This is a genomic window from Pseudomonas putida, from assembly GCF_022627325.1.
In the GTDB taxonomy this organism is placed as follows: domain Bacteria; phylum Pseudomonadota; class Gammaproteobacteria; order Pseudomonadales; family Pseudomonadaceae; genus Aquipseudomonas; species Aquipseudomonas putida_X.
Map to the genome: position 1 here is coordinate 409472 of NZ_JAETZZ010000001.1, position 23316 is coordinate 432787.

Sequence of the window (23316 nt, forward strand, 5' to 3'; positions counted from 1 at the left end):
TGCACATGCGTACCGAACAACCGCAAGTGATCTACCTCAAGGACTACCAGGCGCCCGATTACCTGATCGACGAGACGCACCTGACCTTTGAGCTGTTCGAGGACCACACGCTGGTCCATGCGCAACTGGTCATGCGCCGCAACCCGGCACGCGGTGCCGGCCTGCCGCCACTGGTGCTCGACGGCCAGCAGCTCGAACTGCTGCGCGCCTCGCTGGACGATCAGCAACTGCAGGCCAGCGACTACCAGCTCGAAGCCGACAGCCTGACGCTGCACCCCAAGGCCGAGCGTTTCACCCTGGACACCAGCGTCAAGATCCACCCCGAGAGCAACACCGCGCTGGAAGGCCTGTACAAGTCCGGCAAGATGTTCTGCACGCAGTGTGAGGCCGAGGGTTTCCGCAAGATCACCTACTACCTCGACCGCCCGGACGTGATGAGCACCTTCACCACCACGGTGATCGCCGAGCAGCATCGCTACCCGGTGCTGCTGTCCAACGGCAACCCGATCGGCACTGGCCCGGCTGAAGATGGCCGTCACTGGGCGACCTGGGAAGATCCGTTCATGAAACCGGCCTACCTGTTCGCGCTGGTGGCCGGTGACCTGTGGTGCGTCGAGGACACCTTCGTGCGCCAGTCCGGGCGCGATGTGACCCTGCGCATCTATGTCGAGCCGGAGAACATCGACAAGTGCGACCACGCCATGGTCAGCCTGAAGAAGTCCATGCGCTGGGATGAGGAAGTCTATGGCCGTGAATACGACCTGGACATCTTCATGATCGTCGCGGTCAACGACTTCAACATGGGCGCCATGGAAAACAAGGGCCTGAACATCTTCAACTCCAGCTGCGTACTGGCCCGCGCCGAAACCGCCACCGATGCTGCCCACCAGCGGGTCGAGGGTGTGGTTGCCCACGAGTATTTCCACAACTGGTCGGGCAACCGCGTGACCTGCCGCGACTGGTTCCAGCTGTCGCTCAAGGAAGGCTTCACGGTGTTCCGCGATGCCGAATTCAGCGCTGACATGAACTCGCGCACGGTCAAGCGCATCGAGGACGTCGCCTACCTGCGGACCCACCAGTTCGCCGAAGACGCAGGGCCCATGGCCCACCCGGTGCGCCCGGACAGCTTCATCGAGATTTCCAACTTCTACACCCTCACCGTGTATGAGAAGGGCGCCGAAGTGGTGCGCATGGTCCGTACCCTGCTGGGCGCCGAGGGTTTCCGCAAGGGCAGCGACCTGTACTTCGAACGCCATGATGGCCAGGCGGTGACCACCGACGATTTCATCAAGGCCATGGAAGACGCCAACAGCGTCGACTTCACCCAGTTCAAGCGCTGGTACAGCCAGGCGGGCACCCCGCGTCTGGAGGTCAGCGAGGTCTACGACGCCACGGCACACACCTACAGCCTGACCTTCCGCCAGAGCTGCCCGCAGACGCCGGACAAGGCCGAGAAGCTGCCGTTCGTGATCCCGGTCGAGCTGGGCCTGCTCGATGCCGAGGGCAACGACCTGCCTCTGCGCCTGGCCGGTGAGGCCGCCGCGGTGGGCACGGCCCGCGTGCTGTCGGTGACCGAGGCTGAGCAGACCTTCACGTTCGAAGGTATCCAGGCCAAGCCGCTGCCATCGCTGCTGCGCGGCTTCAGTGCGCCGGTGAAGCTGAGCTTCCCGTATGACCGGGACCAGCTGATGTTCCTGATGCAGCACGACAGCGATGGCTTCAACCGCTGGGAAGCGGGCCAGCAGTTGGCTGTACAGGTGCTGCAGGAGCTGATCGGCCAGCATCAGCGTGGTGAAGCGCTGCAGCTTGACCAACGCCTGATCACGGCACTGGGCACGGTGCTGGGCAACGAATCCCTGGACGCCGCGATGGTTTCCGAGATGCTGTCGCTGCCAGGCGAAGCCTACCTGACCGAGATCAGCCAGGTGGCCGATGTCGACGCGATCCACGCGGCACGCGAGTTCGCCCGCCGGCAGATCGCCGAGCAGCTGTTCGATGGCCTGTGGGCGCGCTACCAGGCGCACCGCGAGGTGTCGCGCAACACCGCCTACGTCGCCGCGGCCGAGCACTTCGCCCGTCGCAGCCTGCAGAACATCGCCCTGTCGTACCTGATGCTCAGCGGTAAGGCGCAGGTGCTGGAAGCGACCCTGGAGCAGTTCGAGCACTGCGACAACATGACCGAGCGCCTGACCGCGCTGGCCGTGCTGGTCAACTCGCCGTTCGAGGCGGAGCGCGCCAAGGCGCTGGAAACCTTTGCCGAGCACTTCAAGGACAACCCGCTGGTCATGGACCAGTGGTTCAGCGTGCAGGCCGCCAGCACGCTGCCCGGCGGGCTGGCGCGGGTCAAAGCGCTGATGCAGCACCCGGCGTTCACCTTGAAGAACCCGAACAAGGTACGGGCGCTGATCGGTGCCTTTGCCGGGCAGAACCTGGTCAACTTCCATGCCGCCGATGGCTCGGGTTATCGCTTCCTGGCGGACCTGGTGATCGAGCTCAATGCGCTGAACCCGCAGATCGCTTCGCGTCAACTGGCGCCGCTGACCCGCTGGCGCAAGTATGACGACGCGCGTCAGGCGTTGATGAAGGGCGAGCTGGAGCGGATTCTGGCTTCCGGGGCGCTGTCCAGCGATGTCTATGAGGTGGTGAGCAAGAGCCTGGCGTGAAGCCTTGGCTGCCCCACAAGTAATGCACATGGCTTCAGTGCGGTGCATTACTTGTGGGTGCGACTGTCTTGCCAGCGATCCAGTTCAACGGTGAATGGCACCGGCTTCACCGGCGATTGGGCTGTGCAACAGCCCCCCGTGTCTGGTTAACAAAACATAACGTCCTGCTCGTTGTGTTCCCGCAATCATCCCCGCTACGATGGCCCGAAGCTATTGCAGGCCTCTACTACAGGGTTTTCGCAGTACCTGCAAGGCACAGACCCACCAAGAACAACAAACAGGGGATGGTCATGAGGGAGCGGGTGATGACGCATGCCAGGCGCAGTGCCTGGCCGATGGCGGCCAGCGCAATGCTGGCGCTGGCACTGGCGATGTGGGCGGGGAGCACGCAAGCCGCCGCTGTCCAGGAGTATTCCACCGAATCAGCAAAGGCCAGCCAGAGCCTGCTGATCGACGCCGCTCATGCTGGCAAGCGCCTGGTGGTGGTGGGCGATCGCGGCCACATTCTGTTCTCCGATGACCAGGGCAAGACCTGGACCCAGGCCCGGGTGCCTACCCGGCAATTGCTCACCGCAGTGTTCTTCGTCGACGACAAGCGTGGCTGGGCAGTCGGGCACGACGCGCAGATTCTCGCCAGCAACGATGGCGGTGCGACCTGGAGCAAGCAGTTCGAAGACCTTGCCCGTGAAGCCCCGCTGCTCGATGCCACTTTCCTCGATGCCCAGCACGGCTTTGCCGTGGGCGCCTACGGTGCATTGCTGGAAACCCGCGACGGCGGCCAGCACTGGCAGGACGTCGCCGAGCGCCTGGACAACCCCGACCAGATGCACCTCAACGGCATTGCCCAGATCAGGGATGCCGGCCTGTTCATCGTCGGCGAGCAGGGCAGCATGTTCCGCTCCAGTGACAGCGGGCAGAGCTGGAGCAAGGTCGACGGGCCCTACGAGGGCTCGCTGTTCGGCGTGATCGGCACCGCCCAGCCGCAGACGTTATTGGCCTATGGCCTGCGCGGCAACCTGTTCCGCTCCACGGACTTCGGCGACAGCTGGCAGCCGATCGAACTCAAGGCCGCACGCGGCAACCTCGAATTCGGCCTGGCCAGCGCTACGCTTCTGGATGATGGCAGCCTGGTATTGGTCGGTAATGGCGGCAGCGTGCTGCGCAGCATCGATGACGGGAAGCGCTTCACGGTCTACAACCGCGCCGACCGTATCGCCTTGGCCGGCGTCAGTGGCCTGGCCAATGGTGGCTTGCTGCTGGTAGGGCAGGGTGGTGTCCACCTGGCCACCGCTGAAGGAGCCGACCAGGCAGCCCAGGAGCCTCGCCCATGACCAGTCGAGAGAGCATCATGCATCCCCACCACCAGGACAAGCCCACGCTGCTGGAACGCCTGATTTTCAACAACCGCCCGGTGGTCATCGCCCTGTGCGTGCTGGTGAGCATCTTCCTGTTCTGGCAGGCCTCGCAGATTCGCCCCTCGACCAGCTTCGAGAAAATGATCCCGCTCGAACACCCGTTCATCGAGCAGATGATGGCGCACCGCAACGACCTGGCCAACCTCGGCAACACCGTGCGCATTTCGGTCGAGGCGGTCAACGGCGACATTTTCGACAAGGACTACATGGAGACCCTGCGCCAGATCCATGACGAGGTGTTCTACATCCCCGGCGTCGACCGTGCGGGCCTCAAGTCGTTGTGGAGCCCCAGCGTGCGCTGGAGTGAAGTCACCGAGGAGGGGTTCTCCGGCGGTGAAGTCATCCCCAATACGTACGACGGTTCGCAGGACAGCCTCGACTCACTGCGCGACAACGTGCTCAAGTCCGGCCAGGTCGGGCGCCTGGTGGGCAACAACTTCAAGTCCAGCATCGTCGATGTACCTTTGCTGGAAAGCTACCCCGATCCGCAAGACCCCGGTAAGCAGGTCAAGCTGGACTACCAGCAGTTCTCGCATCTGCTCGAGGAGAAAATCCGCGACAAGTTCCAGGCACAGAACCCGAATGTGAAGGTGCACATCGTCGGCTTCGCCAAAAAGGTCGGTGACCTGATCGACGGCCTGGTGATGGTGGCGATGTTCTTTGGTGTCGCGCTGGTCATCACCTGGGTCTTGCTCTACTGGTTCACCTGGTGCATCCGCAGCACCATCGCCGTGCTGATCACCACCTTGGTGGCAGTGGTCTGGCAATTGGGCCTGATGCATGTGGTGGGCTTTGGCCTGGACCCTTACTCGATGCTGGTGCCATTCCTGATCTTCGCCATCGGCATTTCCCATGGGGTGCAGAAGATCAACGGCATCGCCCTGCAGTCCAGTGACGCCGAGAATGCCCTGACCGCCGCCCGGCGCACCTTCCGCCAGCTGTTCCTGCCCGGGATGATCGCCATTCTCGCCGACGCCGTGGGCTTCATTACCCTGCTGATCATCGACATCGGCGTGATCCGCGAACTTGCCATCGGTGCGTCGATCGGCGTGGCGGTCATCGTCTTCACCAACCTGATCCTGCTGCCGGTCGCGATTTCCTATATCGGCATCAGCAAAAAGGCCATCGAGCGCAGCAAGAAGGACGCCACCCGTGAGCACCCGTTCTGGCGCCTGCTGTCGAATTTCGCCAGTGCCAAGGTGGCGCCGGTGTCCATTGCCCTGGCCCTGGTCGCCTTCGCTGGCGGCTTGTGGTACAGCCAGAACCTGAAAATCGGCGACCTCGACCAGGGCGCGCCGGAGCTGCGCCCGGACTCGCGCTACAACCAGGACAACAACTTCATCATCAGCAACTACTCGACCAGCTCCGATGTGTTGGTGGTGATGGTCAAGACGCCCGCCGAAAGCTGCTCGATCCACTCGACCCTGGCACCGATCGACGAGCTGATGTGGACCATGGAAAACACCCCCGGCGTGCAGTCGGCGATCTCCCTGGTGACGGTGTCCAAGCAGGTGATCAAGGGCATGAATGAGGGCAGCCTGAAATGGGAAACCTTGTCGCGCAACCCTGACATCCTCAACAACTCCATCGCCCGCGCCGACGGCCTGTATAACGCCGACTGCTCGCTGGCACCGGTGCTGGTGTTCCTCAACGACCACAAGGCCGAAACCCTTGAGCGGGTCACCAGCGCTGCCAAGGCGTTTGCCGAAAGCCACGACAAGGACGGCTTGCAGTTCCTGCTGGCGGCGGGCAACGCCGGGATCGAGGCTGCGACCAACGAGGTGATCAAGTCCGCCGAGCTGACCATCCTGATCCTGGTGTACATCTGCGTGGCGGTGATGTGCCTGATCACCTTCCGCTCCTTTGCTGCCACTTTGTGCATCGTCCTGCCGCTGGTGCTGACCTCGGTGCTGGGCAATGCGCTGATGGCATTCATGGGGATCGGCGTGAAGGTCGCCACCTTGCCCGTGGTGGCGCTGGGCGTGGGTATCGGTGTTGACTACGGCATCTACATCTACAGCCGTCTGGAAAGCTTCCTGCGTGCCGGCCTACCGCTGCAGGAGGCCTATTACCAGACCCTGCGTTCGACCGGCAAGGCGGTGCTGTTCACCGGCCTGTGCCTGGCCATCGGCGTGTGCACCTGGATCTTCTCGGCCATCAAGTTCCAGGCCGACATGGGGCTGATGCTGACCTTCATGCTGCTGTGGAACATGTTCGGTGCGCTGTGGCTGCTGCCGGCGCTGGCGCGGTTCCTGATCAAGCCCGAGAAGATGGCAGGCAAGCAGGGCGGTTCGATCTTCGCCCATTGAGTGCGGGGGGCCGCTTTGCGGCCCATCGCCGGCAAGCCAGCTTCCACAAGGCCTGTGGAAGCCGGCTTGCCGGCGATCATCCGTGAAGCCGGTGCCATGCAACGCAGCGCCAAGGCTATAATGCCGGCTCACTTGTAATTGGTGCTCCCATGTCCCCCCTCGCCACCGCCCTCGCATCCTGCGACATGCTACTGATCGACGGCCTCCACGCCTTCGACTTCACCCTCGATGCAACAGGCCTGACGGTCGAATGCATGGACGGCCGCCAACACCGTCGCTGGACCTTCACTGCCGAACAGGTCGCCGCCGCCATCGGTGCCGGTGACGAGTGGCAACTGCACGATGCCCAGGGTGAGCATCGTCTAGTCTGTATGAGTGCCTTTCGCGCCCCGGATGAAGAAGAACACCATGAACCGGACTTGGACGAGCCTGCTGACCGCTAGCCTCATGACCCTGACTTTCACTACCCAGGCTGCCACGCTGCTGGTGGGCAGTTACACCGATGGCGCCAGCCAAGGTATCTACCGCTACCTGTTCGACAGCAAGACTGGCCGTATCGACCCCACGCCGCAGCAGGTGGTCAAGAGCGTCAGCCCGTCGTGGCTGGTACTCTCGGCCGACCAGCGGCAACTGTTCACGGTCAACGAAACGCCGCAAGGCCATGCCAGCAGTTTCAGTGTGAACGACGACGGCGAGATCAAGCCGCTCAACCAGGTGGCCAGCCGTGGCGATGAACCGACACACGCCAGCCTGAGCCGCGACCAGCGTTACCTGTTCGTCGCCAACTATGCTGTCGCCCCCGACCCGGGCGGCAGCCTGGTGGTGATCCCGGTGGCCAAGGACGGCAAGCTCAAGGACGTGGTGCAACAAGCGCGGCACAAGGCCAGCGGCGTCAACCCCGAGCGCCAGGCCGGTGCCCATGTGCACGCCGTGGTGCTGTCGCCCGATGGCAGCCACCTGTATGCCAGCGACCTGGGCGCGGACAAGGTGTTCATCTACCGCTACGACGGCGCCAGCGTCGACCGGCCCCTGAGCGCTGCGATACCGGCGTCTGTCGAGTTGCCGCCCGGCAGCGGCCCGCGTCATCTGTTGTTCGATGCCAAGGGGCGGCATGCCTACCTGACACTGGAAATGAGCGCCGAAGTGGTCGTGTTCGATGTCGACGACGCTGCGCTGCACGAACGCCAGCGCCTGCCGCTGACCGAGCAGAAAGACGCTGCGGCCAAGGCCGCGGGCGGACTGCACCTGTCGGCAGACGGGCGCTTCCTGTATGTCAGCAACCGTGGCACAGCCAACGAGATCGTGGTTTTCAGCGTGGGCAAAGAGGACGGCCAATTGGCCTTTTTGCAGCGCCGTTCGGTAGAGGGCGACCACCCACGGGAGTTCGCGCTGGACCCAAGCGACAACTTCCTGCTGGTGGCCAACCAGAAGAGCAACCAGATCGTGGTCATCCGCCGCGACCCGCGTACTGGCAAGCTCGGTGAAACCGTGCAGACCTTGCCACAGGACGCGCCTTCGGACCTGAAGTTTATCGATTGACTATCGATGGACGTGATAATCCCTACCACCGCAATGAATTTCTGTGGCGGACCTCAGCGGCGTAAGTTTGACCCAAGGCCCAGACGGGCCAACGTCAAACCACCGAAGTCGAGGTCAGCCCAGATGAACTTCAATCTTTTCCCGGTCATCGCCGCATCCGCCCTTTCCGCCTCAGTCGTGCTGCCGGCGCATGCCCAGGCTGATACCCGCAACAAGGTAACCGCCACCCACAGCTATACCGAGCAGTACCTGCGTCAGAGTGCCCATTTTCATGCGGCCTTGAGCGCTAAACCCAACCATTGAGCCCTGCGCGAACCGCGACAGGCGCCGGCCAACTCACTTGGCCATCACCGCCTTGAACAGCTCAGACGCCAGCCACCTCTCCAGCCAGCTCCGCACACGCGGATAAGCCGCCTCGGCGAACCACTGCGGTTCGACCCCGGCAAACTGGCGCATCAGGGGCAACAGCGCGGCGTCGACCAGGCTTGCGTGGCTGGCCAGCAGGTAAGGCCGGCCCTCTAGCAACTGTTCAAGCTCGGCCAGCCAAGCCTCGGCCTGCTGGCGGTAGTGTTCGCGCGTGTGCTCGGGGTATCGCTCGGCATATTTGTACAGGTTGACCTGCGCTTTGAACTCGCTGTCGTTGCGGGCAATAAGCCGCTCAGCCTGTCGCGCGGCTGCGGGGTCGGCTTGCAACCGCCAGTCCTGCGGGTCATTGCGCTCGAGCGCCCAGCGCATGATGTCCAGGCTTTCCTCCAGCACGCCTTCACCGGTATCGAGCACCGGTACCGTCCCCTTGGGTGACAAGGCCAGCAACTCGGCCGGCTTGTTCTTCATCGCCACTTCGTGGATGTGCACTTTGCACCCGGCATAGTGCAGGGCCAGGCGCGCTCGCATGGCCCAAGGGCAGCGGCGGAAGGAGAAAAGAATCACCCGCACACCTCGACATCACTCAGGCCATTGCCCTGGCGACGCACCTGGATCTGCACCGGAATACGCTCGTGCATCTCTTGTACGTGGGAAATGACCGCGACCTTGCGCCCCTGCGCCTGCAGACCGTCGAGGGCGTCCATGGCCAACTGCAGCGACTCGGGGTCGAGGCTGCCGAACCCCTCGTCGATGAACAGCGACTCGATACGCAGGGTGCTCGAGGCCATTGACGCCAGGCCCAGGGCAAGCGCCAGCGAGACCAGGAAGGTTTCACCGCCAGACAAGGAGTGCACAGAGCGCAGTTCGTCGCCCATTTCGGTGTCCAGCACCAGCAACCCCAGGGCGCTGCCGCCACGTTTGAGGCGGTAGCGCCGCGCCAGTTGGCGCAACTGGGCGTTGGCATGGTGCAGCAGCAGGTCGAGGTTGTAGCCCTGGGCGATCTTGCGGAACACATCGCCAGAGGCTGAGCCGATCAGCGCATTCAGGCGTGCCCAGCGTTGCCACTGTTGGTGGGCCTGTTCGATTTCGCAGGCAAGGGCCTGGTACGCCTGCTGGCGACGCTGGTCGTCAGCCTGCTGCGCGCGCAACTCGGCGCATTGCTGTTCCTGAGCGGTCAGTTGCTCGGCAAGGCCGGCCAGTGCTTGCTCAAGGTCTTCGCCATGCAGGTCACCCTGTGCCTGAGCGGCGTGCTGCTGCAGGCGCTGTTCACGCTCCTGGAGCAGCACGCGGCCTTGCTCGATGGCGTTTTCTGCTGCCTGCAGCTGTTGGCGCAGGGTACTGAGCTGGTTATCGTCCATGGCCAGCAGGCGGTCCAGCCCGCTGTCATCCAGTTCGGGATGTTCGCTGCGCCATTGCGCGACTGCGTGCTGAAGCTGCTGGCACTCCTGCTCCAGCGCCTGCTGGCGCTGGGTATTGGCCTTCAACTCCGCGGCCAGTTGCACGCCCTGGTTGCGCAGCGCCTGCAGGCGCTCTGCGGTTTCGGCATCGAGGGCGCGGGCCTGTTCCAGCTGCGCTTCGAGGTGGTGTTGCCAAGCTTCGGCGCTGCTGTGTTCGCCGAGCAGCGTGGCCAGCTCCGCCTGGGCCTGCAGGCGCTGCGCTTGGAGGGCGTCGAGGGTGTGCTGCAGGTGTTGCTGAGCCTGCAGGCGCGTCTGCTGCTGGTCGCGTAGCTTGTCCAGTTGCAGTTGGCGCGCGTGCTGCTCGTCCTGTTCGTCCTTGCGCTGCTCCAGCTGTTGCAGGCGCTGCGCGATCTGCTGGTCGAGGCTGAGGAAGGCATTGGCCGGATCATCACTCAAGGCCTTCAGCACATCAGCCGGCAGCACATTGGCCAAGTCATCGAGGCCTTGCTGCAGATGCTGTTCATCGTTGGCCAGGGCCTGGTGCTGTTGCTCCAGGTGGCGTTGGGCCTCTTGCTGCGCCTGCTGCGCGGCCTGCAATTGCTGGGTGAGGCGGGCGGCGTCTTTTTGCAGGGCGAGCAGGGCGCTTTGACGCTTCTCGTCCTTTTTGATCTCATCGTCCAGGCGCTGCAGCTGGCTGTCCAGCCACGCGGTACGGGCCTTGTCGTCCTGTGGCGCCAGGGCAGGCCAGAGGGGGTGCGACTGTACCTGTGCAACCAGCGGCTGCAACTGTTCGCCTAGCTGCGCCTGTTGCTGTTGATGGTCCTTGAGCTGGGCGTTGACCACGCCAAGCTGCGTGCGCAGCTCCACCAGTTTGCCGTTGAGCGTTTCGACGTGCTTTTGCGCAGCATCCACTTCGGCCTGGTCATGTCGGCCCAAACTCTGCAGCAGAGCCTCAGGCTGGTGGAACGGGTGTTCAGCGCTGCCACAGACCGGGCACGGTTCGCCGTCGCGCAGTTGGCCGCGCAGTTCTTCGACGCTGGTATTGCGTGCCAGGCGCTGACGCTCCAGCAACTGGCGTGTGAGGTTGAGCGCCTGCTCGGCCGCTTCCAGCTCCGCCTTGGCTGCGGTGCCTTCACCGATCAGCTGTTGGCGTTGCAGCATGGCCTGCTGGTGACGTTCACGCAGCCCCTCCAGTTGACTGCGCAGCTCCTGCTCGCGGCCATGCAGGCGCGACAGTTCTTCGACCGCCCGCTGCTGTTTGCGATTGTCCTGCAGCATGTTGCCGAGCAGGTCGATTTGCTCAGCCAGCGCCTGCGGCTCGGCTTTGGCTTCGCGGAACATCAGCTCGAACGCGTCATGCTGGGCCTGCCACTGCGCGTTGGCCTCGCTGGCGCGGGCCTGCAGGCCAGGCAGCTCCTCACGGCCCTTGCTCAGGCGCCCGCCAATCACCATGACTTGCTTGAGTTGTGGCAGGTAGGCCTGCCAGGCATTGGCCAGGCCGGCCAGGTGCTGGCTGTCTGCCAAGGCCGTGTCGATCTGCGCCAGCTGTTGCAGGCTGCGCTGCTGGTGTTCATCCAGTTGCTGCAACTGTTGCTGGCCTTCGGCGACGTGCAGGTCGGCCTGCTCCCTGGCGGTGCGTTGCGCCTCCAGCTCAGTGTCGAGGCGCGCCAGGCTGTCCTGGCCGGCAAACGCCTGGCGCAGGCGCGGGGCACTGTCGCTGTGCTTCGCCTGGCTGTCGGCCAGTGCCTGGCGCGCGGCTACCAGCGCCTGCTCCAGCGCCTGGGTGTGCCCCTGCAGCTCAGCTTGCAGCTGTTGTTGCTCGGCAATCTGCGCCGCCAACGGCGTCAGTTGTGCGGTCAGTACTTGCTGGCGATGGAACTGGTGCCGTTGCGGTGCCAGGCGTTCCAGGCGCTGCAGGTCGAGGCGTTGCTCGGCCATGGCTTGCCAGTTCTGCTCGGCAGCGTGCAGGGCGGCGCCGGCTTCGCTGAGTTGCGTCTGCAACAGGCGTTGCTCGTTGAGCCAGGTGCGCTGTTGCTCCAGCTGGCGCTGGCGGGCTTGCTCGGCCTTGAAGTGTTGCTGCGCCTGCTCCAGACGCGTGTCCAGCTCGATTCGGGCTTCGGCGGCCATCGGCAGCAGGTGGCTGGCACGGTCTTTCAGCGCGTTGTGCGCCTCGCCGGCTTCGCGGGCCTTGCTGAAGGCACGCTGGCCCAGGCGCGTGTAGATCGCGGTGTTGGTGAGTTTTTCCAGCAGCTCGCTGCGTTCTTTGTCGTCGGCCTTGAGAAAGGCGCCGAATTCACTCTGGGCCAGCATCACGGCACGGGTGAACTGCTCGAAGTTGAGCCCCAGACGGGTTTCGATCAGTTGCTTGTATTCGTTCTTGCCACTGCCCAGCACCTGCTCACTGTCCAGGTCATAGAGGCTCTGACGGCTGGACTGCAGCTTGCCATTGGCCTTGTCACGGGCGCGGTTGGCTTCCCAGCGCGCGCGGTAACGGTGGCCGTCGATGCCGACGAAATCGACCTCGGCAAAGCCGCTGCCGGTGCCTCGGCGCAGCAGGTTGCGCGGGTCCGAGGTGGGTATTTCGCCATCGGCATCTGGCACCTTGGCTTCGCGGGCAATGTCATTGAGCCGCGGCACAGTGCCGAACAGCGCCAGGCACAGGGCGTCGAGCAAGGTGCTCTTGCCGGCACCGGTAGGCCCGGTGATGGCGAACAGGCCTGCGCTGGCCAGGGGTTCGGCGGTGAAGTCGATGTCGACCGGGCCGGCCAGGGATGCCAGGTTCTTCAGGCGGATGGCGAGAATCTTCATGGCTGTTCCTCTTCCAGCTGGACGTCCTGCAACAGCAGGGCGAAGTCGGCCAGGGCCTGCTCGTCGGCCGGGTTGCCGTAAGCCTGTTCCCAGGCGCGGCTGAACAGGTCCTGCGGGGTCATCTGCGACAGTTCGACGAACTCAAGCTCGCTTTCTTCGTCGTTACCACGGCCGGCATATTCGGCGCTGATGCGAATCAGCCGCACCGCCTTGCCGTGCAGGGCGCTTTCGATCTGCTGGCGCAGGTCTGGCTGCGGCTCGTCCAGCAACACGCGCACTTCGAGCCACGGCTGGCGGTTGGGGTCGTCGAGCAGGTCGATCACCGGCAGTTCGGCAAGCTGCTCCAGCAGTTCGCCCAAGGGCGCAGGGCCGATGCGCTGCAGGGCCACGGCGCGCGGCACCGGGCGCGGCTCGACGCTGACCAGCTCGGCGCCGTCGAGCTCGACTTCCAGCACCTGGTGCGGGTAGTTGATTTCGGCGAACGACAGTGGGATCGGCGAGCCGCTGTAGCGGATGCGGGTTTCGCGGTTGACCTTCTGCGGCTTGTGCAGGTGGCCCAGGGCAACGTAGCTGATGGCCTTGTCGAACAGTTTGGCCGGAAGGGCTTCGGCGTTACCGATGATCAGGCTGCGCTCGGAGTCTTCGGACACCGCGCCACCGGCCATGTGCGCGTGGCTGATGGCGACCAGCGCCTGGTCCTTCTTGCGTTTTTTCTGCGCGGCCGCGATCAATTGCTGGTGCACCTGGTTGATGCCCTGCAGGTAGTCGTCACCCAACTGCGGGCCGGTGACCTCGGCTGGGCGCAAAAAAGGCAGCGCCAGGCACCAGGCTGCGACCTTGCCGCGGCCGTTGGTCAGCGGGATCAGCAGGCGTTCGGCGTCCAGCTGGCCCTCATCCAGCCAGTGCACGCGCCCTAGCGCGTGGGTGCGCAGACGCCGCATGAGCGCGGCAGGTAGCTCGATGCGCGAGCCGGAGTCATGGTTGCCAGCGATCATCACGATGTCCAGCTTCGGCTGTTGCTCGTGGGCCTGGACGATGAAGTCGTACAGCCGCTCCTGAGCTTTGACCGGCGGGTTGACCGTGTCGAAGATGTCGCCGGCGATCAGCAGCGCGTCGGGCTGGCGCAAGCGCAGCTGGCCGAGCAACCAGTCGAGGAAGCAGGCGTGTTCGAAGTCGCGTTCCTGGCCGTGCAGGCTTTGGCCCAGGTGCCAGTCGGAGGTGTGAAACAGACGCATGGATGACCTGTTGGTGTCGAGTCGGCAAGCCGGGGCTTGGCGTGAATGATGGGTTTTGCGCAGCCGGGTATGTTAACCCAAGCCAGGGTGCTAGGGCAGGTAAGCGCATGCGCTGGCAATTGGCATTGCCGGGCTCGATAGGCGTTGGGCTGTTGTAATTTTGGGCCTACAACTGTGCCTTTGCATTAGGTATTTCGGCTATTGACGGTCTATCCCCGATGCCCTATTTTCCGATGCTCGAAAAAAATTCTTAGGCCCATGGAAGGGCGTACCGTACTTTGCACTGGCGCCGCCTTAAGCTGACTCGGTGTGTGCTACCAGTAGCAGGAGTTTTTTTCAATGGACCTGACTTTCGGCACCCCGCTCTCGCAAAGCGGCCGCCTGTTGCAGCTAACCACCCCGCTGGGGGCCGACGCGCTCCAGGCCCTGCGCGCCCACGTCGTTGAGCGCATCAGCCACCGCATCGTCTTCACCGACAGCGTCGACACCCTGCCTGCCCTCGCCCCGCAGAGCGTCCCGTTCCACACCCAGAGCGTCACTGAAAAACAGGACGGCATCACCCAGTGGAGCACCGGCTCGCAGCTGCTCAGCGGCAAGCTCAACTGGCGCAGCGTCGATTACCGGTCCCACAGCCAGCCCCGCGAAAGCGTGATGCTCGCGCTTGAAGCCTAGAATTCTGACCTTTACGCCTTCAGCCCCCTTTTTTACCAGCAAATCCCCTATGCACAGATCACCCGTATTGCGATTACGGCTAACTCAAACGATGAAGGCATTGGGCCCGGCACAATGAACACTTATAGAATGTTGAGCAGTTTGGGCCGTAAAGATGTTCTGCCTACAGTTTCTAAGCTTGAGCGCAATGAAAGGTTAGATGAGCAGCTCAGGCAGGCGCGCTTGGAAACGATAAATGCCAGGAAATCCTTGGCATCATTGAATTATGTTGCACAACCCCTGATGGACCCCAAGCTGCTGCAAAAGATGAAAGAAGAGCGTGAAGCCAAAGTCAAAGCGGCACAAGCCCGGTTGAAGGAGCTAGAGGCGTCAACTCCGCTCAAGAAAGAAGCCGCCATCCTTCCTGTAGAGGTTCCCGGGCTGAAGGTTCACATCTGTACATTAGTCGCTCCTGATTCTCCGCCTGACGATTGGATGCCCGTCTATATTCACAGCAAGTTAGCGATAATCGATGATGTATTCACGACGTTAGGCTCTGCCAATATAAATATACGCAGCATGGAGGTCGACAGCGAGCTCAATATATGTCATGAGAGTCCATCCTTGTCAAAGCATCTTCGCAAGCATCTCTGGGATATCCATACAAAGGGCATGGGTGCGCAAGACAATGCAGCCGAAGCCTTTAGTAGCTGGCAAGATATTATTGATGAAAATAATCATCGCAAAGAGATAAATACTAAAGGTTCACTATTTGAAAAAAAGCCCCCTTGCGCCTCGCTAATCGAATTCTATCGCGACAGCCCAGCACGTACAAACCTGGACTAAAATGTATAAATATTTCTATATCGCGTGTGTTATTTTTATTGGCTTAATTATAGCTTTCAAGGAGCGTCCAGTGCCATCCCAGGCCGATATGTCACAAATATATAGCGACCTGGCATTTGAATGCCGTCGTGACGCAGATGTGCTTCCTCCATTGGACCGAGACGCTGATGAGCTCTATAATTACGGTCTTTTTCTGGAGCAGTATGAAGGTCCAAAGAATTTCAATCAAGTTGCAAGATATTACCGTATTGCCGCGTCTCATGGTCACTATAAGGCTTCTGCCAATTTGCAGGCGCTTATTTCTCAGGGCTTGGCTAGCTCTCCCGAGCCACAAAGAGAAACAATTGATCTCGTTGAAGCCGCTATCGCTCAAGGCATACCCGGCGCCTATTATGATATGGGGCATTACCTGGAAATGGGTTATGGCGTTGAGCAGGATCGCGATAAAGCAAACGCTTATTTTCGTAAGGCGGCGGACTTAGGAAATCCAGATGCGCAGTACTACGTTGCCAAGTTGCTAGGTCGTGTTGCGGGAGCCTATGAAGTGATGGTAGCGATGCGTCGTTGCGCTGCGTATCAAGGGCACAGGCGCGCTGCGGCAGATTTAGCGGGCCTTCTACGTGTAGGGGGTGAGTACGAAGAAGCGGTACAGGCTTATCAGCAAGGCGTAAAAGCAGGGGATGCGGCTTCAGCCAGAAGGCTTGGAAACGCTTTTGATGGGCCACTCTCAGATGATAATCTTTATTATATGGCCTTGCGGCCCGATAAAGAGCGCTCGGTAAGATATCATAAAATAAGTAAATTCTTCGAGGATAATGAGCAGCTAGGGCCAAAGTTGCCAGATATAGACGCTATAGTACCTCTTCCGCCTGCCAAGCTACCCGCTTGGGATGGTTCATTTCAATGGCAGAAAGAACGTGCGTCAAAAACAGATCCGGTGAAGCCCAGCGAGAGTCTGGTTAAGCGTTTAAGTGAAGAGAAACATCTTGATCCAGAAACTGGTCTTACCCAGAAATTTTGAGTGATGTAAATCGGGTTCGCTGTATAAGTATTAACTTAAATAGCGGAGGGCAAATGTCAGATTTATTCCTGCATATATTTATTGTGGTGATTTTGGCGGTCCTGCTTTCCGGGGCTTGTTACGTTCCTTTTAAGGTGGTCGTATTCTTATTTGGCGGGGAGCGACCTTTGATTTGCATTCCTAAGTATCAGTTTTTTATTTCATTTATTTTGTCGGTTCCGGCGGCTTATTGTTCGTGGGTTATCTTTTACGTCACTAGGGGTGAATATGAATTCTGTTTTTATTTGTCTATCTATTTAATCATGCAGGCCTGCCTGATGCTGGTGTTCACCGTTAAAGCAAATGCATCGCGATAATGCGTTTTTGTACCGCGCGATATTGTGCCCTGCACCAGATTTGTTGCGGGTAAATGCAAGAGGACGTATTGGCCCGAATCTGGTAACCCAAGTGGCTCGGTGATTGTCTGGAGCCTGGCCATGTTCGATGCGTTGAAAGGGGTGAGCAGCGTGCTGCACGGAACATTCAATTATGTGAACGGGTCGACATAGTGGCCATCTGCTTGCTTGATGCCAGCCATCGCCGGTGATCTAATCCCTTGCCCCGGCCGCGGCGCGTGCAGTGCTGCGGGTGTGGGCTACCGGATCCCATCTGAAAAGGAATTTTTATGCAAAGCACGCCACAAATCCAGGCCGACTACGCCAACCTCAAGCCTAAATGGCAGGAGCGGTTCGCCTTCTTCGATCAGCACGGCGGCCCACGTGAAGCGACCTACAAAGCGGCGTTCCGCGCTTTGCCGTTTCGCAAGAAACTGTTGATCAACAACAATTTCCTCGGATTCTTCTTTGGCCCGATCTACTGGTTCGTCCTGGGCATGTGGAAGAAGAACCTGGTCATGCTGGCCATCATCATTGGCGTCGGGCTGCTTGAAGGCGTTTACGAGGCTGCCACGGGTAATGCAGTGCCTCGGGCGCTGGATCAAGGCTTCAGTGTGGCCTTTGCCGTGTTGTACGGCATGTTGACCAATTACGCTTATTACCTGAAACAGACCAAAGGCGAGCAGGGCTGGAACCCGTTTCAGGGTCACCGCTTCATCTGATCGCTCAGGGTTGTCGCAGAGCGGGAGCAGCCAGGATCGCATCCTGGTTTGGACGGGCTTGTCTGACGTGCGCTACAGCACGCTAGACGGGCCCGCGCGCTCTCCCAATCACTTCGGATAAAGCGGTGGCAAGCCCCCTGGCTCCCCAGACGGCAGTAACACGTGTTCTGCCGGTGGAATCGTCCCTATCGCCCGCCACAGATCCTCCCCCTGCCAATATTGGCCGCTCTCGCTATACAACGCCCCGTTCAAACCATCCAAAGCATCCGACAGCGGCACGAACCGCGCGGCCATCTCCGCCAGGGTCTCTGGCTGTTGCCGCGCCCAGGCATCGAGCGCCTGGCGGGTGGCCTGTGGGTCGTTGGCCTGGCAGGCGCGTTTGAGGTCGTCCAGCAGGGTGCGTGGGCTGGGGCCAGTCTGGGCGGCGCGCAGCACGGCCGGTTGCGAGCGGGCGCGCCACCACAGGGTGAAGCCCAGTAGCGTGGTCAGGGCGAACACCAGGGTGGCGAGCTGCCAGGGCCAGAGCCGGCTGCTGCCCGTGCTGGCATCACCGACCGGGCTCTCGGCGCTCAGGGCCGGGTTGTCCTGCACGTTCAGGGTGCGTGCAGGCAAGCTGGAATGCTCCAGGTGGTCTTCACGGGTGTTCCACCAGGTGACTTCCAGTGCCGGCAGCGCCAGTTCGCCACTGTGGGTCGGCACCAGCGCTTCGCGCTCCTCGCGGTTGGCGGTCATGCCGCGCTCGCTGATTTCGTTGCGCAGCAGCGGTTGGTCCGGGTAGCGGCGCAGGCCGACGATTTCGGTGGCCGGCAATTGCGGCAGTTGGGTGCTGGACAGCCCCTCGGCGCGCAGGGTGATGCTGCGGGTCAGGGAGTCGCCTATCTGGGTTGGCTGTGTGCCGGGGTCGGGGTTCCAGTGTTCTTCGAGGGCCAGGCTACGGGCTGGCAACCACGGTTCGGCTGCGGGCCAGGCGGCGGGGATAGGGCGAACGTTCAGGCGCAGCGGCAGTGAACTGACCTGTACCTGGCGGCCTGTATGTGCGCTGCCCGCAGGCTGCTGCTCATTATCGGCAGCAGTGGCGGTGAACGTGAGGGGCGCGATGTCCAGGCTGCCGCTCTGCTGCGGATAGAGTGCGTAGCGTGTCTCGATCACCCCGTGGCGTACGCCGTTGATGTCCTTCTCATAGGTACGCGAGTCCCCCAGCGGTTCGACTTTGGCGTTTTCCAGGCGCAGCGGGCTAAGGCTGCTGTCGTCGTACAGCGACACCGAATGGTAGATGCGCAAGGTGAGCACGGCCTGCGCCTGGACATAGACATCACTGGTGTCCAGGGTAGCCTCGATGAACACCTGGGACGCGCTGTCCGGGCGGTCGGCATCCGCTTGCACCACCTGCAGGTCGATGGCCTGGCTGCGCGATTGCCCCAGTTGCAGCTCAGGGATACGCAAGCTGCCGCTGCGCCGCGGCAGCAGGGTAATGATCCAGCGAGTGCTGGCCCGGGTCTCGCCATCGAGGGTGTGCAGGCTGTTCAGCTGACGCGTGCCGCGTACTTCGAAGTCGCCGTCCAGGGCGCGCAGGTCGGGCTTGCCGAACTGGGTCACGTCCTGGCTTTCGAGGGTCAGCTCCAAGGTTTCACCGGCCTCCAGGCGGGTGCGGTCGACACTGGCCTGCAGGGTCGGTTCGGCCTGGGCGAGCACGGCCCAAATCAGGCTGAGAAGAAAGACGCCAAGGCGACTCATCGTTGGGATTCCTGATGCAATTGCTGTTCGTACCAGAATTTTCGTCGCAGCAGCTGCGCCGGGTTGTCGGGGATCTCCCGCAGCCATTGTTCCAGGGCTTGGCGTTGTTCGGCATCGAGGCTGGTCGATACCGGCCGCTTGGGCGGCTGGGTGATGCTGTCATCGTCGCCCACCTGGTTACCGGGTGCGGCCTGGTTGTTGCCACTGCCTTCAACGGGTTGATCGGTGTTTGTCTGTTCTTCGCTGCCCGGCGAACCCTGGGCGGGGCTGCTCGCCGAGCTGCTGTTGCCCTCGGTCTCGCTGCCCGGCGTGCCTTGGGCATCGTCTTGGGCCGGTTGTTCCTCGGCCTGGCCTTGACGCTGCTGTAACAGTTGCTGGACCAGGGCCTGGTTGTCCAGCGCCGGCTTCAGGTCGGGTTGATGCTCCAGGGCCTGCTCGTAAGCATCCAGGGCGGCTTCCAGCTCACCGCTGCGAGCCAGGGCGTTGCCTCGATTGTAGTGGGCAGCGGCGGTATTGGCTTGGCCGAAGGCGGTGGCGGCAGCGGCATAGTCACCGGCCTGGTACAGCGCCATGCCGCGCCATTGCGGGTCCTGGAAGTGCCGCGCGGCTTCCACCGGGCGGTTTTGTTCAAGCAGGCGCTGGCCTTGCTGATCGGGGCGCAACCACAGGTCATTGAACTCGAACGCCTGGCTCGGCTGCGGCAGGGCCAGCAGCAGCGGCAAGCAGAACAGCCAGCCGCGCCGACCGGCGCAGGCGGCCAGCAGCAACAGGGGTATCAACAGCCAGTAGCCTTGGTCGGCCCAGCTGTCGAGCTGCAGGTTCTGGCCGTCATTGCGCAGGATGCGCGGGTTGTCGTACAGGCCCAGGCCACGCAGGTCGAGGTCGTCGATCCGGGCATGACGGTAGCGTCCTCCGGTGCCGTTGATGAACGCCCTGAGCCCGCCGCTGTCCAGGCGCGGTACCAGAATGCCGCCTTGCTCGTCCTTGAGAAACTCGCCGTTGGCCTGGCGGACCGGCGCCCCTTCGCTGGTACCGATGCCGAGCATCAACAGGCTCGGGCCCTGGCGGCCAAGGGCCTGGACAATGCCCTGGCGTTCCGGGTCGCTCAATGCCGAACCGATCAGCAACAGGCGACCTTGGCCCAGGCCGCTTTGCGCCAACAGGGCCAGGCCTTTCTGCACGGCCAGGTCGGCGCGCTGGCCGGGCTGCGGCATGATCGACGGGTCGATGGCCTCGAGCAGGTTGCGCGTGGTGCTCAGGTCGTCGGACAGCGGCACCAAGGTGTGCGCGCTGCCAGCGTAGACGATCAAGGCCGTCTGGCTGTCGCGACGGTGTTCGAGCAGGTCAAGGACCTTGCGCCGCGCCTGCTGCAGCCGGTTGGGCGGCGTGTCCTGGGCAAGCATCTGCGGGGTCAGTTCCAGCAGGATCACCAGCGGGTCGGCCGGGCGTTGGCGGGTTTCTTCCAGGCGCTGCCAGCTCGGCCCGAGCAGCGCCAGTACCGTCAGTAACCAGGCAAGGCCCAGTGCGACCCAGGGCATTTTGCTGTGGCTGCCGCTGCCGCCACCGAGCAGCACCGGGTGGAAGGCCGGCGGCAGGATCATCTGCCAGCGCCCGGCGCGCCTGCGCCGGTGCCAGAGCTTGAACACCAGCCAGGCGAGCAGCGGTACCACCAGCAGCCAGAGTGGGCGCAACCAGTGCGGCCAGAGGTCGATCATCGCCGCCTCCTCAGGCGCAGCCTTTTGAGGCGCTCACGCCATTGCGGGTGGGGCTGCAGGAAGCGTGGCCGGCGCAGCGCACGCTGCAGCAGGTTGTCTGGCCATTGCACCGCCACCACCAGCAGCACGCTGAGCAGCAAGGCCAGGGCCAGTGGCCAGGCATACAAAGCAGTTGCCGTGCGGGCCTGGGTTGGCTGCTGGGCGACCGGTTCGAGCTGGTCGAGGGTATCGCCGATCGCATCCAGTTCGGCGCCGTCGTGGGCACGGAAGTAGGCGCCATGGGTCAGGTCGGCGATTTCCTTCAGTGAGGCCTCGTCCAGGTCCAGGCTGGGGTTGAGGCCGAGCAGGCCCGGCGTACCGCTGGCCTCAGGGTTGGCGCCGATGCCGATGGTGTAGATGCGCACGTCTTCCTGGGCGGCCAGGCGGGCAGCGGTCAATGGATGGATCCGCCCGCCGTTGTTGGCACCGTCGGTGATCAGTACCAGCACCCGGCTCTGCGCCGGCCGCTCGCGCAAGCGCTTGACCGCCAGGCCGATGGCGTCGCCGATGGCGGTGTTCTTGCCGGCGATGCCAATCTGCGCTTCGTCGAGGAAGGTGCGTACGGTACGCCGGTCGAAGGTCAGGGGTGCCTGCAGGTACGCCTGGCTGCCGAACAGGATCAGGCCGACGCGGTCGCCTTCGCGGTTTTGCAGGAAATCGCCCATCAGCGCCTTGACCAAGTCGAGGCGGCTGACCTCTTCGCCCTGCCACTGCATATCGGGGAAATCCATGGAGCCGGACACATCCACCGCCACCAGCAGGTCTCGGCCGCTGGCGGCCACCGGTAGCGGCTCGCCCAGCCACTGCGGACGGGCAGCGGCGAGCAGCAGCAACAGCCAGATCAGCGCGAACGGTGCCTGCTGGCGCAAGGTCGGCAGGTTCAGCCGTGCCCGACGCCCGGCCAGGCTTTCGAGTTCATTGAGAAAGCCTACCTTGAGCACCGGCTCGCCGCTGTCGGCGGCAGGCAGCAGCAGGCGCGCCAGCCACGGCAGCGGCAGCAGCAGGAAGATCCACGGCCAGGCCAGTTCAAACATGTTTGCGGATCCAGGTTTCGACAGCCTGACTGAGCCCGGCAATGGCCTTGTCGTCAAGCTTGCATTCCGGCTTGTACGCGCCTTCTACCAGCACCATCCAGCGGGTCAGGCCGGCAGCGGGGCAGCGGTTGTCGAGGAACGCCAGCCACTGGCGGCCATTGAGGGTATGGCTGTTGGCGCCGGGGTAGTGGTTGCGGCACAGGCGCTTGAGCAAGGCGTTGATCTGTTGCAGCCAGGCCCCGGCCGGCGCGCCGTCGTAGGGGCGCGGCAGCAGGGCCAGCTCGGCCAGGGCTTCCAGGCGTACCGGGTCCAGCGGTTGCTCGGCACGCACTATCCTGCGCTTGCCGGGGCGCCAGCGGCGCAGCCGCCACAGGCCCCAGGCCAGGAAGGGGAGGACGCCAAGCAGCAGCCACCAGCCAGGTGCCGGTGGCCACAGGCCGATCGCTGAAGGGGGTATCAGCGGTTGCAACTGGTCCAGAGGGTTCATTGGGCGCTGCTCTTCATGAACCGCTCCGTGGGCGCTGTGCATTCAGGTATTCGCGCAGTTGCTCGATCATTTCGCTCTGGGTGCTCAGGGGCATCAGCAGCACGCGCAGCTTCTGGGCCATCAGCTCCCAGCGTTCTATGCGTGCTTCGGCCTGCTGACGGTAGGCCTGGCGCAGGTTGGTGTCCAGGGTATCGAGCTCCAGGTGCGCGCCGCGCTGGGAGAAACGCAGCAGGCCTGCTGCCGGCAAGGCATGGTCGAGGGGGTCGGACACTGGCATCAGCAGCAGGTCACAATGGCGCGAGAGCATCGCCAGGTGCTGTTCAGCCTGGGGGCTGAGTGAGCGCTCGTCGCAAATGACGATGGCCAGGCTGCCTGGGCGCAGTACTTCACGCGCGCGGCGCAGCGCCAGGCCCAGGCTGTCGGCGTGGGGCGCGGCTTCGGTGTGCAGCGCCTGATTGACCTTCGCCATACGGTTGAGCAGCTGCAGCAGGCTCTGCTTGCTGCGCCGCGGCTTGATTTCGTGGTGCTCATCATCGCCGAACACCAGCCCGCCGATGCGGTCGTTGTGGCCCAGCGCTGCCCAACCGAACAGCGCCGCGGCCTGGGCCGCAAGCACTGACTTGAACATCAGCCCCGAGCCGAAGAACAGGCGCTGGCTTTGCTCGACGAGGATGAAGATCGGCCGCTCGCGTTCTTCATGGAACAGCTTAGTATGCGGCTCTTGGGTGCGTGCGGTGACCCGCCAGTCGATGTTGCGTACGTCGTCACCGGCCTGATAGACGCGCACCTGGTCGAAGTCCACGCCGCGCCCGCGCAGCTTGGAGTGGTGCAAGCCTACCAGCGGGCTGCGCTGGCCAGGGCGGGAGAACAACTGGATTTCGCGCACGCGGTGGCGCATGTCAATCAGCTCGGCGAGGCCGATGCGGATGCCGGGTTCGGCCTGCTGAGCGGTGGGCATGGG

General features: G+C 62.8%; 18 protein-coding genes and 1 pseudogene. 11 read left to right on the plus strand and 8 right to left on the minus strand.

All coding sequences use genetic code 11. The features are described from left to right. Positions 1-5 precede the first annotated feature (5 nt). From pepN to JNA92_RS01895, 6 genes are all read left to right on the plus strand, one after another. Entirely contained in the window at positions 6-2663 is a 2658-nt protein-coding gene (gene pepN, locus JNA92_RS01870) for an aminopeptidase N (protein ID WP_241803084.1), read from the plus strand. 290 nt (positions 2664-2953) lie between these two features. Further along, the gene (locus tag JNA92_RS01875) at positions 2954-3994 is read left to right on the plus strand and encodes a WD40/YVTN/BNR-like repeat-containing protein (RefSeq protein WP_241803085.1); all 1041 of its coding nucleotides are present in this window, start codon (positions 2954-2956) and stop codon (positions 3992-3994) included. Next, positions 3991-6387 carry an efflux RND transporter permease subunit gene (locus JNA92_RS01880; RefSeq protein ID WP_431312433.1) on the plus strand — a complete coding sequence of 799 codons (2397 nt, stop codon included), beginning with the start codon at positions 3991-3993 and terminating at the stop codon, positions 6385-6387. The genes JNA92_RS01875 and JNA92_RS01880 overlap by 4 nt, the downstream gene beginning before the upstream one ends. Before the next feature lie 149 nt (positions 6388-6536). Continuing rightward, on the plus strand, positions 6537-6830 hold the full coding sequence (locus JNA92_RS01885) for a DUF5629 family protein (protein WP_241803086.1): 294 nt from the start codon (positions 6537-6539) through the stop codon (positions 6828-6830). Then, positions 6796-7926 carry a lactonase family protein gene (locus JNA92_RS01890; protein WP_241803087.1) on the plus strand — a complete coding sequence of 377 codons (1131 nt, stop codon included), beginning with the start codon at positions 6796-6798 and terminating at the stop codon, positions 7924-7926. The genes JNA92_RS01885 and JNA92_RS01890 overlap by 35 nt, the downstream gene beginning before the upstream one ends. 123 nt (positions 7927-8049) lie before the next feature. After that, positions 8050-8229, plus strand: coding sequence for a hypothetical protein (locus tag JNA92_RS01895; protein WP_241803088.1), 180 nt, complete (start codon positions 8050-8052; stop codon positions 8227-8229). A gap of 33 nt (positions 8230-8262) precedes the next feature. Here JNA92_RS01895 and JNA92_RS01900 read toward each other — a convergent pair whose 3' ends face one another. The 3 genes from JNA92_RS01900 to JNA92_RS01910 are packed head-to-tail and all read right to left on the minus strand — an operon-like array spanning position 8263 to position 13732. Beyond that, the gene (locus JNA92_RS01900) at positions 8263-8856 is read right to left on the minus strand and encodes a glutathione S-transferase (protein WP_241803089.1); all 594 of its coding nucleotides are present in this window, start codon (positions 8854-8856) and stop codon (positions 8263-8265) included. Further along, a complete protein-coding gene (locus tag JNA92_RS01905; RefSeq protein WP_241803090.1) occupies positions 8853-12497 on the minus strand; it encodes an AAA family ATPase in 3645 nt (1214 codons plus the stop codon). The genes JNA92_RS01900 and JNA92_RS01905 overlap by 4 nt, the downstream gene beginning before the upstream one ends. Then, positions 12494-13732: an exonuclease SbcCD subunit D C-terminal domain-containing protein gene (locus JNA92_RS01910; RefSeq protein WP_241803091.1), complete on the minus strand. Its 1239-nt coding sequence runs from the start codon at positions 13730-13732 to the stop codon at positions 12494-12496. Before JNA92_RS01910 ends, JNA92_RS01905 begins: the two co-directional genes overlap by 4 nt. Before the next feature lie 339 nt (positions 13733-14071). On the opposite strand from JNA92_RS01910, the pseudogene JNA92_RS01915 reads away from it, so the two are divergent. The 5 genes and pseudogenes from JNA92_RS01915 to JNA92_RS01935 all read left to right on the plus strand — a co-directional run. Then, positions 14072-14401 (plus strand): annotated as a pseudogene (locus JNA92_RS01915) (contractile injection system protein, VgrG/Pvc8 family); the annotation flags it as partial. 132 nt (positions 14402-14533) lie between these two features. After that, on the plus strand, positions 14534-15229 hold the full coding sequence (locus JNA92_RS01920) for a phospholipase D-like domain-containing protein (RefSeq protein ID WP_241803093.1): 696 nt from the start codon (positions 14534-14536) through the stop codon (positions 15227-15229). 1 nt (position 15230) lies between these two features. Further along, positions 15231-16250, plus strand: coding sequence for a DUF6396 domain-containing protein (locus tag JNA92_RS01925; protein WP_431312434.1), 1020 nt, complete (start codon positions 15231-15233; stop codon positions 16248-16250). A 53-nt stretch (positions 16251-16303) separates the two neighbouring features. Then, complete coding sequence (locus JNA92_RS01930) at positions 16304-16606, plus strand: hypothetical protein (RefSeq protein ID WP_241803094.1); 303 nt, start codon at positions 16304-16306, stop codon at positions 16604-16606. A 308-nt stretch (positions 16607-16914) separates the two neighbouring features. Continuing rightward, complete coding sequence (locus JNA92_RS01935) at positions 16915-17346, plus strand: DUF2628 domain-containing protein (RefSeq protein WP_241803095.1); 432 nt, start codon at positions 16915-16917, stop codon at positions 17344-17346. Positions 17347-17454: 108 nt separating this feature from the next. Here JNA92_RS01935 and JNA92_RS01940 read toward each other — a convergent pair whose 3' ends face one another. Genes JNA92_RS01940 through JNA92_RS01960 form a run of 5 tightly spaced genes read right to left on the minus strand, consistent with a single transcriptional unit; the run spans position 17455 to position 23313 of the window. Continuing rightward, positions 17455-19080, minus strand: coding sequence for a BatD family protein (locus JNA92_RS01940; protein WP_241803096.1), 1626 nt, complete (start codon positions 19078-19080; stop codon positions 17455-17457). Then, positions 19077-20795: a tetratricopeptide repeat protein gene (locus JNA92_RS01945; RefSeq protein WP_241803097.1), complete on the minus strand. Its 1719-nt coding sequence runs from the start codon at positions 20793-20795 to the stop codon at positions 19077-19079. Before JNA92_RS01945 ends, JNA92_RS01940 begins: the two co-directional genes overlap by 4 nt. Next, on the minus strand, positions 20792-21868 hold the full coding sequence (locus tag JNA92_RS01950) for a vWA domain-containing protein (protein WP_241803098.1): 1077 nt from the start codon (positions 21866-21868) through the stop codon (positions 20792-20794). Before JNA92_RS01950 ends, JNA92_RS01945 begins: the two co-directional genes overlap by 4 nt. Next, positions 21861-22355, minus strand: coding sequence for a DUF4381 domain-containing protein (locus JNA92_RS01955; RefSeq protein WP_241803099.1), 495 nt, complete (start codon positions 22353-22355; stop codon positions 21861-21863). The genes JNA92_RS01950 and JNA92_RS01955 overlap by 8 nt, the downstream gene beginning before the upstream one ends. 13 nt (positions 22356-22368) lie before the next feature. Then, positions 22369-23313, minus strand: coding sequence for a DUF58 domain-containing protein (locus JNA92_RS01960; protein WP_241803100.1), 945 nt, complete (start codon positions 23311-23313; stop codon positions 22369-22371). Between the last annotated feature and the right edge of the window lie 3 nt (positions 23314-23316).